Source organism: Maribacter sp. Hel_I_7, from assembly GCF_000688315.1.
GTDB classification, from domain to species: domain Bacteria; phylum Bacteroidota; class Bacteroidia; order Flavobacteriales; family Flavobacteriaceae; genus Maribacter; species Maribacter stanieri.
The window spans coordinates 991,130-1,004,960 of record NZ_JHZW01000003.1 but is presented as its reverse complement, the minus strand read 5'-3'; the positions used below and the strand labels follow the sequence as shown (position 1 = coordinate 1,004,960).

At 35.0% G+C, this 13,831-nt stretch carries 17 protein-coding genes; 14 read left to right on the top strand and 3 right to left on the bottom strand.

Features of this window, described 5'->3' with window-relative positions:
• Positions 1–4: 4 nt before the first annotated feature.
• A complete protein-coding gene (locus P178_RS0116060; protein ID WP_027067175.1) occupies positions 5–955 on the bottom strand; it encodes an isopenicillin N synthase family dioxygenase in 951 nt (316 codons plus the stop codon).
• A 121-nt stretch (positions 956–1,076) separates the two neighbouring features.
• Between P178_RS0116060 and P178_RS0116055 the strand changes: the two genes are divergently transcribed.
• The 10 genes from P178_RS0116055 (at position 1,077) to P178_RS0116010 (ending at position 10,215) form a co-directional block, all read left to right on the top strand.
• On the top strand, positions 1,077–3,053 hold the full coding sequence (locus P178_RS0116055; protein ID WP_027067174.1) for a thiamine pyrophosphate-dependent enzyme: 1,977 nt from the start codon (positions 1,077–1,079) through the stop codon (positions 3,051–3,053).
• 147 nt (positions 3,054–3,200) lie between these two features.
• On the top strand, positions 3,201–3,680 hold the full coding sequence (locus P178_RS0116050; protein WP_027067173.1) for a lipoprotein: 480 nt from the start codon (positions 3,201–3,203) through the stop codon (positions 3,678–3,680).
• A gap of 27 nt (positions 3,681–3,707) precedes the next feature.
• Complete coding sequence (locus tag P178_RS0116045) at positions 3,708–4,400, top strand: OmpA family protein (protein WP_027067172.1); 693 nt, start codon at positions 3,708–3,710, stop codon at positions 4,398–4,400.
• Between the two features lie 82 nt (positions 4,401–4,482).
• Positions 4,483–5,604: an NAD(P)/FAD-dependent oxidoreductase gene (locus P178_RS0116040; RefSeq protein ID WP_027067171.1), complete on the top strand. Its 1,122-nt coding sequence runs from the start codon at positions 4,483–4,485 to the stop codon at positions 5,602–5,604.
• Positions 5,604–6,311 (top strand): methyltransferase domain-containing protein, encoded by a 708-nt coding sequence (locus P178_RS0116035; protein WP_036146998.1) that lies wholly within the window; start codon positions 5,604–5,606, stop codon positions 6,309–6,311. The genes P178_RS0116040 and P178_RS0116035 overlap by 1 nt, the downstream gene beginning before the upstream one ends.
• 23 nt (positions 6,312–6,334) lie before the next feature.
• Positions 6,335–7,390 (top strand): type III polyketide synthase, encoded by a 1,056-nt coding sequence (locus P178_RS0116030; RefSeq protein ID WP_027067169.1) that lies wholly within the window; start codon positions 6,335–6,337, stop codon positions 7,388–7,390.
• An 18-nt stretch (positions 7,391–7,408) separates the two neighbouring features.
• Positions 7,409–8,191: an SDR family NAD(P)-dependent oxidoreductase gene (locus P178_RS0116025; RefSeq protein ID WP_036146995.1), complete on the top strand. Its 783-nt coding sequence runs from the start codon at positions 7,409–7,411 to the stop codon at positions 8,189–8,191.
• Between the two features lie 6 nt (positions 8,192–8,197).
• A complete protein-coding gene (locus tag P178_RS0116020) occupies positions 8,198–8,653 on the top strand; it encodes a 3-hydroxyacyl-ACP dehydratase FabZ family protein (protein WP_027067167.1) in 456 nt (151 codons plus the stop codon).
• The gene (locus P178_RS0116015; RefSeq protein ID WP_027067166.1) at positions 8,646–9,923 is read left to right on the top strand and encodes a beta-ketoacyl-[acyl-carrier-protein] synthase family protein; all 1,278 of its coding nucleotides are present in this window, start codon (positions 8,646–8,648) and stop codon (positions 9,921–9,923) included. Before P178_RS0116020 ends, P178_RS0116015 begins: the two co-directional genes overlap by 8 nt.
• A 37-nt stretch (positions 9,924–9,960) precedes the next feature.
• Positions 9,961–10,215, top strand: coding sequence for an acyl carrier protein (locus tag P178_RS0116010; RefSeq protein ID WP_027067165.1), 255 nt, complete (start codon positions 9,961–9,963; stop codon positions 10,213–10,215).
• 12 nt (positions 10,216–10,227) lie between these two features.
• Here the strand turns inward: P178_RS0116010 and P178_RS0116005 are convergent, their stop codons facing one another.
• Positions 10,228–11,166: a TerC family protein gene (locus P178_RS0116005; protein ID WP_027067164.1), complete on the bottom strand. Its 939-nt coding sequence runs from the start codon at positions 11,164–11,166 to the stop codon at positions 10,228–10,230.
• 405 nt (positions 11,167–11,571) lie between these two features.
• Between P178_RS0116005 and P178_RS0116000 the strand changes: the two genes are divergently transcribed.
• Positions 11,572–11,913 (top strand): hypothetical protein, encoded by a 342-nt coding sequence (locus P178_RS0116000; RefSeq protein ID WP_027067163.1) that lies wholly within the window; start codon positions 11,572–11,574, stop codon positions 11,911–11,913.
• Positions 11,914–11,925: 12 nt separating this feature from the next.
• Here the strand turns inward: P178_RS0116000 and hpf are convergent, their stop codons facing one another.
• The gene (gene hpf / locus P178_RS0115995; RefSeq protein WP_027067162.1) at positions 11,926–12,228 is read right to left on the bottom strand and encodes a ribosome hibernation-promoting factor, HPF/YfiA family; all 303 of its coding nucleotides are present in this window, start codon (positions 12,226–12,228) and stop codon (positions 11,926–11,928) included.
• Positions 12,229–12,460: 232 nt separating this feature from the next.
• On the opposite strand from hpf, the gene P178_RS0115990 reads away from it, so the two are divergent.
• The 3 genes from P178_RS0115990 to P178_RS0115980 all read left to right on the top strand — a co-directional run bounded on the left by P178_RS0115990 (position 12,461) and on the right by P178_RS0115980 (position 13,816).
• Positions 12,461–12,775: a hypothetical protein gene (locus P178_RS0115990; protein ID WP_027067161.1), complete on the top strand. Its 315-nt coding sequence runs from the start codon at positions 12,461–12,463 to the stop codon at positions 12,773–12,775.
• Between the two features lie 168 nt (positions 12,776–12,943).
• Positions 12,944–13,219: a hypothetical protein gene (locus tag P178_RS0115985; protein ID WP_027067160.1), complete on the top strand. Its 276-nt coding sequence runs from the start codon at positions 12,944–12,946 to the stop codon at positions 13,217–13,219.
• Between the two features lie 54 nt (positions 13,220–13,273).
• Positions 13,274–13,816 (top strand): DUF4251 domain-containing protein, encoded by a 543-nt coding sequence (locus P178_RS0115980; RefSeq protein ID WP_081819462.1) that lies wholly within the window; start codon positions 13,274–13,276, stop codon positions 13,814–13,816.
• Positions 13,817–13,831 lie beyond the last annotated feature (15 nt).

Below are 13,831 nucleotides of genomic sequence, written 5' to 3'. Positions count from 1 at the left end.
TTGGTTACTTTTTAATTAACCCAAGTTCAATTAATCTTTCATGTAAAAATTCACCTGCAGTAATATCAGTATATAACTTAGGGTGCTCTTCGTCAATACAATTCTCCAAACAATTTAAAGGCATTTCACTTACAGGGTGCATAAAAAATGGAACCGAGTATCTAGAAGTTCCCCACAATTCCTTTGGCGGATTAACTACTTGATGAATTGTAGATAATAGTTTATTGTTTGTTAACCTAGATAACATATCACCTACGTTAATCATTAACTGGTCTGGCTTTGCAATTGCATCTACCCATTCTCCTTCATGGTTCTGTACTTGTAGTCCTTTCCCGTGAGCACCCATTAAAAGAGTAATTAAGTTAATGTCCCCATGAGCCGCTGCTCTTACTGCATTTTTAGGCTCAGAGGTAATAGGTGGGTAATGTATAGGGCGTAATATTGAATTTCCATTTTTAATGAATTCATCAAAGTAAAATTCATCTAGATTTAAATGTAATGCCAATGCACGTAAAACATACTTGGCTGTTTTTTCTAGCATCTTATAGGTTTCCTTGCCAACCTTATTAAACTGTGGCAACTCTTTTACCATTACGTTAGCAGGATATTCTTTTTCTAATGCATCATTATCCTCAACATATTGGCCAAAATGCCAAAATTCCTTTAAATCACCTTCTTTTCTACCTTTAGCATGTTCCTTTCCGAAAGAAGTATAGCCACGTTGACCTCCAATACCTTCTATTTGGTACCCATCTTTCACTTCGCTAGGTAAATTGAAAAAGTCTTTAATCTCAGCATATAAAGAATCCACTAATTCATCCGATAGAAAATGTCCGCTTAAAGCAACAAAGCCAATTTCTTCAAAGGCTTTTCCAATTTCATCAATAAACTTTTGTTTTCTTTTTGGGTCATCAGAAAGAAAATCCGATAAATCTACACTAGGTACTAAGCTCATAACATAAAGATTTTATGTAAAATTAATAATTATTGTGGATTTACAAGCTTTGTTATAATCTATACTTTCTATATGCATTTTTGTTACATTTATAATTTAATACTCAAAATTAACTGTAGTAATGAACTATACCAATTTTTCAGTAGCTGAAGATGTTAAGTTAAAACTTTATAAATCAATGCTTAAGCCTCGTATGATAGAGGAGAAGATGTTGATACTTTTGCGTCAAGGTAAAATTTCTAAATGGTTTAGTGGTATAGGTCAAGAAGCTATTTCAATTGGTATAACTACGGCTTTAGATAGTGATGAGTATATTTTGCCTATGCATAGAAACTTGGGTGTCTTTACTACAAGAGAGATACCATTGTTTAGATTGTTTGCACAATGGCAGGGCAAAGCAAGCGGATTCACCCAAGGCAGAGATCGTAGCTTTCATTTTGGTACTCAAGATTTCAAGATTGTAGGTATGATTTCTCATTTAGGACCACAATTGGGTGTTGCCGATGGTATAGCCCTAGCTCATAAGTTAAAGAAAGAAAATAAGGTAACCGCTGTATTTACAGGTGAAGGGGCAACCAGTGAAGGTGATTTTCATGAAGCACTAAATGTTGCTTCTGTTTGGGATTTACCTGTGCTGTTTTGTGTAGAGAATAACGGCTATGGCTTATCGACCCCAACCAATGAACAGTTTAAATGTGAACACATCGCAGATAAAGGTGTTGGCTATGGGATGGAATCTCATATAGTTGATGGTAATAATATATTGGAGGTCTATTCTAAAGTTTCGCAGTTGGTTAGGGATATGAGAACTAATCCTAGACCTGTATTATTAGAATTTAAGACATTTCGCATGCGCGGACATGAGGAAGCAAGCGGAACAAAATATGTACCTCAAAATCTTTTGGATATGTGGGGAGAGAAAGATCCACTAGAAAATTTCACCAAATATTTGTTGGATGAAAACCTGCTTTCTGAAGAGGTTATTGAAAATTACAAAGCTGAAATTCAAGCTGAAATTGATGACAACTTAAAAATTGCATTTAATGAAGACTCCATTGTACCTAATGAAAGTAAAGAATTAAGTGAAGTGTATCAAAATTTTGAATATAAAGGTATTACTCCAAGTAAAGAAACTAAAAGTATACGTTTAATTGATGCTATATCTGATGGATTAAGAGCTTCTATGAAAAGGTTTGATAACCTTGTTATTATGGGGCAAGATGTTGCGGAGTATGGCGGTGTCTTTAAAATTACAGACGGCTTTGTTGAAGATTTTGGAAAAGATCGTGTGCGAAATACGCCCATTTGTGAGTCTGCAATAGTAGCTGCCGCAATGGGTTTATCCATAAATGGAATGAAGGCGGTAATGGAAATGCAATTTGCAGATTTTGCGAGTAGCGGCTTTAATCCAATAGTCAATTATTTAGCAAAGAGTTTTTATAGATGGGGAGAAAAAGCAGATGTGGTTATTCGTATGCCTTGTGGTGGTGGTGTAGCTGCGGGTCCTTTTCATTCCCAAACAAATGAAGCTTGGTTTACTAAAACCCCAGGGTTAAAAGTGGTGTATCCGGCCTTTCCATATGATGCTAAAGGATTGCTTGCCACCGCAATTGAAGATCCAAACCCGGTTATGTTTTTTGAACATAAAGGATTGTACAGAAGTATATATCAAGAAGTACCTGTAGATTATTACTCATTGCCTTTAGGGAAAGCAAGTCTTTTAAGTCAGGGAGATCAAATAACGATTGTAACTTATGGAGCAGGTGTGCATTGGGCTTTGGAAACATTAGAAAAGAACAAAGGTTTAAGTGCGGATTTACTTGATTTAAGAACTCTACAACCATTGGATATTACTGCAATTTATGATTCTGTAAAAAAGACAGGAAAGCTAATTATATTACAAGAAGACAGTCTTTTTGGAGGTATAGCTAGTGATATCTCTGCGTTGGTAATGGAAAACTGTTTTGAACATTTAGATGGTCCTGTTAAAAGAGTAGGTAGTTTAGAAACCCCTATACCTTTTAATGCTCAACTAGAACAACAGTATTTGGCTAAGTCGAGATTTGAGTCTGCCTTAAGAGAACTAATCGATTATTAAGTATACACGTTAACAAAATTGTTAAAAGAGGTAATAGATAATATTATTTAGCAGCATCTTTGCGTTGTTATTGGAACGGAATTATAATTTCAACCGTCCAAAACTTAACATAAATCGTATATAGATCAAACCCTAAATAATTTACTTATGAAAAAAATGATTTGGCTTATTAGTATCGTTCTTTTAGTGTCCTCATGTTCAGTATCTAAAGATGCAAGAGGTAAAAGAAATTTGCTAAGCGGTACATGGACATTAAACGATGTTTCTTTTGAAGGAAACACTGGTAATGTTAAAGCAGTCTTATTTAACGATGTTGAAGATATATGCCTAGAAGGTAGCGAGTGGTTCTTCCGTGATAATAATAGCACAGGTAGATATACCATTAATCAATCTACTTTCTGTACAGGTGGAGACCGTTATATTAGATGGTCTGTTGTAGAACGTGAAGAAAACTACACAAGTCAACTACAGTTCAAATTTATTAACGAGAAAAATCAAGATATTTCTGGAGGTGCTGGTTATCGTTTAAACATCGAAAACCTAACTGAATCTAATATGACATTAAAATCTAATGTTATGGTAGAAGGTGCTCCTATTAATGTTGTATATCAATTCAGTAAAAAATAAAAACCTACTTAAAATTAAATCAAACATATGAAAACAAAGATATTACGTAGAACTAGTTACATAATCGCTCTTGCAATGGTAATGAGCTGTAGTACAGTTAAGAATGCAAATAAAACACAAAAAGGTGCGGTAATCGGAGCATCAGGTGGTGCCGTTATTGGCGGTATCTTAGGTAACAATGTTGGTAGTGGTAACAATACTGCTCTTGGTGCAATATTAGGTGCCGCTATTGGTGGTGCAGCTGGTGGATACATTGGTAATAGAATGGATCGCCAAGCAGAACGTATAGAAGAGGAAATTCCTGGAGCAGAAGTTAAGCGTGTTGGTGAAGGTATTAACGTTACTTTCAATGAAGATGCTGGTGTGTATTTTGATACCAACAAATCGAACGTACAAGGTACATCTGCTACTACTTTAGATAAGTTAGTTGGAATTTTTAAAGAATATCCACAATCTAATATTTTAGTTGAAGGACATACCGATAGTGCTGGTGCAGACGAGTATAACTTGAACCTATCTAAGCAAAGAGCCGAGTCGGTTACTAACTATTTAGTTAGTAAAGGAGTTGATGCAAGTCGTTTTGATACCAAATGGTATGGTGAGACCCAACCAGTTGGTGATAACACCACCAAAGAAGGTAAAGCAAAAAATAGAAGAGTAGAACTAGCAATAGTAGCTAGTGAGTCTTTAAAGCAAGAAGCAAAGACACAGACAAATTAAGTTGAACTTATTTTTGTAAACGAGTTAAAATTAAAGCCCTGCATTTGCAGGGCTTTTTCGTTTTTGGTGTAACTTTCATGCAGTGGAAGAACACGGTATACTTATTATAGGTGGTGGTTTAGCAGGGTTAACGGCAGCTATTCATTTAGCTCTAGAAGGGCAAGATGTTGCGGTTATTGAAATGAATCCATATCCGCATCATAAAGTATGTGGAGAATATGTTTCTAATGAAGTGCTCCCTTACTTGAATCGTTTAGGTATTAATCCTAATTCCGTAGGAGCTATTCCTATTTCACAATTTCAAATAAGTACTCAAGATGGGTTTGTAGTAGATACTGAACTGCCTTTAGGCGGATTTGGAATAAGTAGGTATGCTTTTGATCAACTTCTATATAAAAGGGCAGTGGAGCTTGGAGTTACTTTTTATTTTGAGAAGGTGATTTCTACAGCTTTTGATAATGACTACTTTACCATTAATACTAAATCTGAATCGTATACATCAAGAATAGTAATTGGTGCTTATGGTAAACGTTCTGTTTTAGATAAGGATTTGAACCGTGAGTTTAGTAAAAAGAAACAATCGTGGTTAGCGGTAAAAGCGCATTATAAATTAGCTGATTTTCCAGATGATTTGGTGGGGTTACATAATTTTAATGGAGGTTACGGTGGCTTGTCCAAAACAGAGTCCGGTACCGTTAATTTTTGCTATTTGGCAAATTATCAGAGTTTTAAAAAGTATAAGGATATTCAGTGTTTTAATGAGCAAGTTGTATCAGAAAATCCATTTTTAAAAACCTTTTTAAAAGATGCGACGCCAATTTTTAAGCGTCCAATGACAATAGCCCAAATATCTTTTGACCAGAAGGAAAGCGTTGTTAATCATATGATCATGTGTGGCGATACAGCAGGCTTAATACATCCACTTTGTGGAAATGGAATGGCAATGTCTATACATAGTGCTAAGATCGCAGCTCAATTAATTTTACGGTTTGTAGAAGAAGAAGATTATGATCGACCGCAGTTAGAATTAGACTATTCTAAATTATGGACCAAGGCATTTAGTAGACGTTTATGGTATGGACGGAAATTACAAGGTATCTTAATGAATAAAAGATTAGTTTCAATGGGTATTAAAACTGTAGGAAAATCGAAAAAACTATTGAAATATATTATATCTAAAACCCATGGAGAATTGCTGTCATAATGGAAGATTTTACACATAGAAGTTCTGAAGTTGAGATTATGGATACCTTTTCTGGTACAACTGAAGAGTTAGAAACCATACTTAAGGACATCAATAGGGTTAATAAGCTTCTTGGTGGGTATAAGATAACTTTAAATGCTGTTTTTGAGATGATTAGTTCTGTATTTAAAGAATCGTATACGATTTTAGATATGGGTTGTGCAGAAGGAACCATGTTACGAAAGCTTGCAGATGAGGGTAGAAAAAGAAATATCAAACTCCATTTAATTGGTGTTGACCTAAATGGTCAAAGTTTGGAATTGGCACAAAAGTATTCAATAGACTATCCCGAAATTACATATCAAAAAGCAGATATTTTGACTACCAATTTTTCACAAATGAATATCGATGTAGTAATGACCACATTAACATTGCACCATTTTACGGATGAAGGTGTTGTACAATTTGTAAACAGGTTTGTAAAGCTGGCATCGATGGGTGTTGTTATAAATGATTTGGAACGTAGTCCAATTGCCTATTATTTATTTAAAGCCTTTAGTTTCTTTTTTATCAAAACGGAAATAGCAGAAAAAGACGGATTGTTATCTGTTAGAAGAGCGTTTAAAATGAGAGAATTTCAAGACTTTGCTAAGCAAGTCAAAAATGCCACGCATCACATTCGATGGAAATGGGCTTTTAGATATATATGGGTTTTAAAAAAGAAGTAGTAGATTGAAGTATAAGAATAGCTATGAATCACACAAGAATTATAAGTGTTACCAAAGAATTACCCAAATACTTTAGAGATACCAAAGATATTATTCCCTTGGTAGAATTCTGGTTAGGTGATCAAGAAGAGCGATTTACCAGAAAAGTTGTGAAGATTTTTGAAGGTGCCGCAGTAGATAAAAGATATTCTATTATGCCACCGGAAGATGTATTTATTACAACTTCTTTTGAAGACAAGAATAAAATATATAGTAGAGAAGCAAAACGAATGGGTACAAATGTATTGCGAAACGCTTTGCATAAAAGCAGTTGGGACGCTGACTCTATAGACTATATTATAACGGTAAGCTGTACGGGAATTATGATTCCTTCCTTAGATGCCTACTTAATCAATGAATTGGGCATGCGTCAAGATGTTGTTAGGCTACCGGTAACTGAAATGGGTTGCGCTGCTGGAGTATCTGGGCTTATTTATGCACACAACTTCTTAAAATCCAATCCAGGTAAGCGTATTGCATTAGTTTCGGTAGAAAGTCCTACGGCAACATTTCAGCTTAATGACTTTTCTATGGCTAATATGGTAAGCGCTGCAATTTTTGGTGATGGTGCGGCGTGTGTATTATTGTCATCGGAGGAAAATGCGGTGGGACCTAAAATTATTGGAGAAGAAATGTATCATTTTAAGGACGCCACTCAGATGATGGGTTTCGATTTAACCAACCATGGTTTAAAAATGATTTTGGATCCAGCAGTACCGGAAACGATATCTAATCATTTTGCAGATATTGTACATCCTTTTTTGGAAAAATATGGTAGTAATATTCAGAAAGTAGACCATTTAATATTTCATCCTGGTGGTAAAAAAATAGTACAAACAGTAGAATCGCTTTTTGGGGCGTTGGGTAAAAATATAGACGATACTAGAGAAGTTTTAAGACTTTATGGTAATATGAGCAGCGCCACTGTTTTATACGTTTTAGAGCGCTTTCTGGAAAAAGATATTCCTGCGGGAGAACAAGGTTTAATTTTAAGTTTTGGTCCAGGGTTCTCTGCACAGCGCGTTTTAATAGAATGGTAGGTAATTGAAAATAAGTATATGAATAATCATCATTGGGCTTTAATTTTAGGAGGTAGTAGTGGCTTAGGTTTAGCTACGGCAAAGAAACTGGCAAGTCATGGGTATCATATATTAATTGTTCATAGAGATAGACGTTCAGATATGGATGCTATTGAAGCTTCGTTCCAAGAGATTCGCTCGTTTGGAAATGAAGTTATTGCCATGAACGTTGATGCTTTGAATGCGGATAAGCGTGAGGGTATTATTGCAGATATTCAACAACAGTTACCTGAAGGTAATACTATAAAAGTACTTGTGCACAGTGTTGCAAAAGGTACTTTGAAGCCTATGTTTTCTGAAAATAGACAAACATTAAGCGATACCGATTTCAAGATAACATTTGATGCTATGGCGCTCAGTCTATATGATTGGACAAAAGCTTTGGCGACTGTAAAGCTTTTCAATGAAGATGCACGAATAATATCTTTTACTAGTGAAGGAAATACAAAGGCGTTACCAAATTACAGTGCAGTGTCCGTTGCAAAAGTGGCTTTAGAAGCGCTAACCCGCAGTATAGCTTTAGAATTTGCACCAATTGGTATAAAAGCGAATTGTATTCAAGCAGGTATTACGATGACAAAATCTTTGTCCATGATACCTGGTTACGAACAAATTAAAGAGAATGCATTGCGAAGAAACCCAAATAACCGTTTGACAATGCCTGAAGATGTAGCGAATGCCGTGTATTTATTAACAACCGATGAAGCTAAGTGGATCACCGGAACCGTTATAAAAGTTGATGGTGGGGAAAGTTTAATTTAGTAGTTGATGAAGAGAAACGAAGAGTATGATTGGATTTTAAATGAATTGCCCTATGCAGATCCATTTCTGTTCGTGGATGAAATTTTAAGGGTGGATAATAATGGTGCTGAGGGAAGTTATCTGTTTAAAACGGATTCGGATTTTTACGGCGGTCATTTTAAAAATAATCCTGTTACTCCCGGGGTATTGTTGACAGAATGTTGCGCGCAGATAGGGTTGGTGTCTTTGGGTATCTTTCTTTTTGGGAAAGAGACTAAACTGAAAAACCTAAGTATTGGAATGAGTAGTTCTCAAATGGAATTTTTATTGCCTGTATTTCCAGGCGAGCGTGTTCGGGTGGTTTCAGAATTGGTTTACTTCCGGTTTCAAAAATTAAAATGCCAAGTAAAAATGTATAATATAAATGATAAATTGGTCTGTAAAGGTGTATTGGCAGGCATGATAGGGGAAGCGAATGAATAGACGCGTGGTAATTACAGGTTTAGGAGTGTGTGCGCCAAATGGTGTAGGACTTACCGATTTTACTCAATCTCTCTTAGATGGTAAAAGTGGAATTCGTCATCAGCCTAATTTGGAGAAACTGGGTTTTGGCTGTCAGGTAGCTGGTGAACCATTGGTAAAAGATAATCTTATAGATGATTACTTTACGCCATTAGAACGTAGGGGTTTAAATGCTACAGGCATTGTTTACGGTGTTATTGCAGGAGTAGATGCATGGAAAGATGCCGGATTGAAAAAAAATACGTCTAACGAGCCTTTTTGGGACCGAGGAATCATCTTTGGAACAGGAATTTTAGGCGTTGATAAATTTAGGGAAGCTATACATCTTATCGATGAAGGTAATGTTAGAAGATTAGGAAGTACCTCAGTAATCCAAACTATGGCAAGTGGAATAAGTGCTTACTTAGGCGGATTATTAGGTTGTGGAAATCAGGTTACAACGAATTCTGCAGCCTGTACTACTGGTACTGAGGGAATTATTATGGCATATGAGCTTATTAGTCAAGGGAAGGCGGAAATTATGCTGACCGGTAGCTGTAGTGATAGTGGTCCTTATGTTTGGGGTGGTTTTGATGCCATGCGTATTTTGCCAAGGGGTTATAATGATAATCCAACAAAAGCTAGTAGACCTATGAGTGCTACAGCAAGTGGATTCATTCCCGGTAGTGGTGCTGGAGCGTTAGTTCTAGAATCATTGGACAGTGCTTTAAACCGTGGTGCACATATTTATGCAGAAGTTCTAGGGGGCGAAATTAATAGTGGTGGACAAATGGGTGAAGGATCTATGACCGCACCAAATAGTATTGCGGTTCAGCGCTGTATTCGTAATGCAGTTTCAAACGCCGGTGTTCATTTATCTGATATTGATGTTATTAATGGACATTTGACAGCTACGGCTAAGGATGGATTAGAAATTGAAAATTGGAGTAAATCATTAGAGCGTGCAGGCGTAGATTTTCCTTATATAAATTCCTTTAAGAGCACGGTTGGTCATTGCTTGGCTGCAGCGGGTAGCATTGAAAGCGTTGCTACCATATTACAGTTTAAAGAAAAGGTGGTATTTAAAAATGTAAATTGTGAGGATGTGCATCCAGAAATAACTAATTTAATATCGGAAACCAGAGTGCCTAGGGAAACGCTAAATCATGCACCTAGAGTAATAGCTAAGGCAAGTTTCGGATTTGGAGATGTAAATGCTTGTGTTATTTTTAAAGCATTTGTAGAAGAATAAAAAAAATATACTAATAGGTATTTTAATTAAATTATAAATGCAGGAAGAAGAGAAATATCAAAAATTAAAGGATATCATTAAAATATACCTTCCCGAAGACGTAGCAATTACGGATGTTGAGAAGGATAGTCATTTCATGAACAACTTAAACATCAACTCTGCCAATTTAGTTGATATCGTTTTAGATGTGGAAGATGCATTTGATATCCGTCTAGAAAATGATGACATGGATCAAATGCAAACCGTTAATGATGCGATGGCAATAATCGATGCCAAATTAAAAGAAAAGTAAGTGTTTAGGTTTCTATTCTTTATCCTTGATTAATGTAGAGGCAAGTATTCCTGAAATTAAAGCAACTGAAATCACCGTTAAAGAAACCCATTCAGGTAAATGAATATAATGCGAGAACAACATCTTTAAACCTACAAAGGCAAGGATTACGACAAGACTATAGTTAATGTATCTAAATTTCTCTAGCATTCTAGATATTAGAAAATACATAGAACGTAATCCTAATATTGCAAGAATATTAGAACTGAATACTATAAAAGGATCTGCAGTTATCGCTAGAATAGCAGGTATGCTATCTAAGGCAAATAGAATATCGGTCAACTCAATCACTATAAGTGCTACAAATAGGGGAGTAGCGGCGTTTATACCCATTCGTTTTACGAAAAAATCGTGGCCATGCATAGTTGATGTAACCGGGTAGATTTTCTTGATGGTTTTAAAAACAAAAGAATTCTTAGGGTCAAAATTTTCATCTTCACCTTTTAGCATATTAAATGCTGTATATAAAAGGAATACGCCAAAAACATAAATAATCCATTCGAACTTGGTGATTAATGCAACTCCGAAAAATATCATTAAAGCTCTAAATACAATTGCACCTAAAATACCCCAGAACAAAACCCGATGCTGATATAATGCCGGAATTTTGAAAGATGAGAATATAACGGCAATTACAAATACGTTATCTACGCTTAAGGAAAGTTCAATTAAATAACCGGTAATATATTTTAATACCGCATTATTGGGTGTTAGTCCGGTTGGGTTGTCAATTATTTCAGCATTGAACAACCAATATATGACGCCACTAAATGCAAATGCAATCGTTACCCAAATCGCAGTCCAAATACCTGCTTCTTTAGATTTGATCACATGGTCGTTCTTATGGAAAACACCTAAATCTAGTGCAAGAAATACAATAACAAAGGCAACAAAGACAATCCAGACTATCATATAGAATTTTTGAAGTTGCAAAGGTATTAAAAATTGACTTTAAGTATTTCGATTCTTCTAAATGATCGAGTCTTCTACGCCAAATAATTTATTATACCTGATTGATGCAAAAATCTGGCTTTACAAGATTGTTGATTGATGTGTTTACGGAAAAGATTAATCGAAAAAAATAAGATAGATTAATCTGTAAATACTGGGAATAACAAAAACATTTATCTGTTGATAGGATTTTAGATTATTTAGGAATCAACCAATTGAAATTCTGAGGTAAGTATTGAGTGGTATTTTAATTATTGCCTTTTTTGGATAAAGGAACATTTATGATCGATGAAGTACATTTTTAATTTAGAATTGAGGTAATTTGAGAATTTTTAGTTTAATTTTAAAGTAGAACAAGCTATTGAAATGAAAAAATTAACCATATTAGGCGGTGTTTTGCTATGCTTTATTATGAGTGTTAGTACTGTACAAGCGCAAGATTCTCCGCAATCAGATGTACGGGTAAAACAGCGCATGCTTTTAAATCAATTTGAATCTGATTATGTCTTGACGGCTAATGAACGTGTTGCCCTAAAACAAGCTCGTTTGGCATATCAATATCGTATGAAAGAATTATTAGATTCTATTGATATATCTGAAGGAAAGAGAAGGCGTCTTTTGCAAGAGTTAAAACGAAATCCTTTATCTGAAAAGGTTCAAGCTGTGATTGCTAATCACATTTCACCTGATAAAAATATTGAACAATAAAAAAAATGCAGTCTAACGAGACTGCATTTTTGCTTTTCTTTTTTCTAATTGCCTTTGCAGGTCTTCTACAGATGAAGCAATTGCAGCTTCAAAGCTAGCGGAAGACGATTGTGCAAAAAGGCGTGGACCTGGCGCACTCAAGCGAATATTACATACCATCCCAGAATCTGGGGAAGAGGTATTTTCCTTTTTGAAAAAAACATCGGACCTTACTATAAAATCAAATTTGTCCAATAATTTCTCTAATTTTTGTGCAGCCATAATCTCTAATCTGTTACTGGCTTTAACATCGTCGTATTCAAAATTGATATTCATAGGCTATAAGTTTAGTTTAAGGTACTCATTTCAATTAATCATTACAACTAAAAAAAACTTAATAAATTATATGTTTTAAATTAAGATTTGCTAATCCTTTTGTTTCTATAAAGTTAGCATTTGCCTCTCTAATTTAAAGTTAAGTTAAACTTACGAAAACTTAGTTTAAATATGGACTTGATATCTTAAATTGAAGTAAATTTCTCACAATTTCATTTTTTAATCTACTGCTATGGAGAATGAACAAGACAAATCTTTGTGTTTAGGTAAATTGGAGCGTTGTTACAACACTATTCAGCATTTTAAAATAAGGGTAGATTCCTATTTGTATGAACCTACTACGGTAGCCCTTTTTGAGACCAAAGCGTATTTAAAGAATAAAATATCGAAGCTTTCCGAGACAAACGAAAAGCTATTGGAATTTATGAGAACTTCTAAAGTTATGCAGCCAGAACAATATAAGTTGGTAAACTATCATATTCGGGAAACTTTTGAGCTTGAATTCGATTTTATGGAATACACCTTGAAATTTAGACAACCCGTTTAAATGCTTATTTTCTAGCTAATCGGTTAATTGGTATGTTATTTTCTAATATGTTACTTGTTTAAAAACAATTTTCAAAAATTGTTACTAATTTAGACGTAGAACACTTATGAAATTAATATGAAAATTATAACGCGGCTAGCTTTATGCTGTGCGTTTTTGGTTTCGAGTATGTTATACTCGCAGACTAAAAACACAGCCCATTTAAAACCAGATGCAGAAGACGAAGGTCCTGTAATGTTTCAATTTGAGCCTAACTATGAAACTGCAACTATGTTACAACGAGAAGCATTGAAGCAGAAAATAAGAGGACTGGACACCTTGGATATATCCGATAGAAAACGTCAACGATTAATTAAAGGATTTTATAAAGAATCCAGAGCTATAAATTTCAAAAATTCGGTATTGGTTAATACTGAATTTGAAGAAGAAGAGTTTGAAGATTAAATTTCTTCTTTGGCACAGAATTGGTAGCTTAATGGGTGATTAAATATAGCTTCTATGAGAACTTCACTTATGTTACTATTTGTATTTACCGCATTACTTGGTTGTAAATCGTCAAAAATAGCGATTGATGATACACATCCTATTCATGCACTAGTTAGTTCCAAGAATTTTGCCTTTACGGCTAAATCTGCCAATCCTATGGTAACTCAAAGTTTAAATGCAGTCGCCAATAACGGACTCATTGCTCCGGGCAGTACTATTTCACGCATAGACTTATCAGGAAACAATAGTTATTTAAAAGTTTTTGGAGATAGTGTTTCAGCCAATTTACCTTACTACGGCGAACGACAATTTGGAGGTGGTTATGGTTCTGCTAGCGGTGTTGAATTTAAAGGCGAGCCCGATAATTACTTGCAAGAGTTTGATACCGATAAGCAAAAATATACCATTAGTTTTCAAATCACGGACAAGTCCGATCGCTACACTATTATAATGGATGTGTATCCAAGCAAATCAAGTTCGGTTTATGTTACTATGGCAAACCGGAATGCTATTCAATACGATGGTAGTGTTAAGGTAAATAAAGATGAAGACTAATTAGTTAGGTGTTTT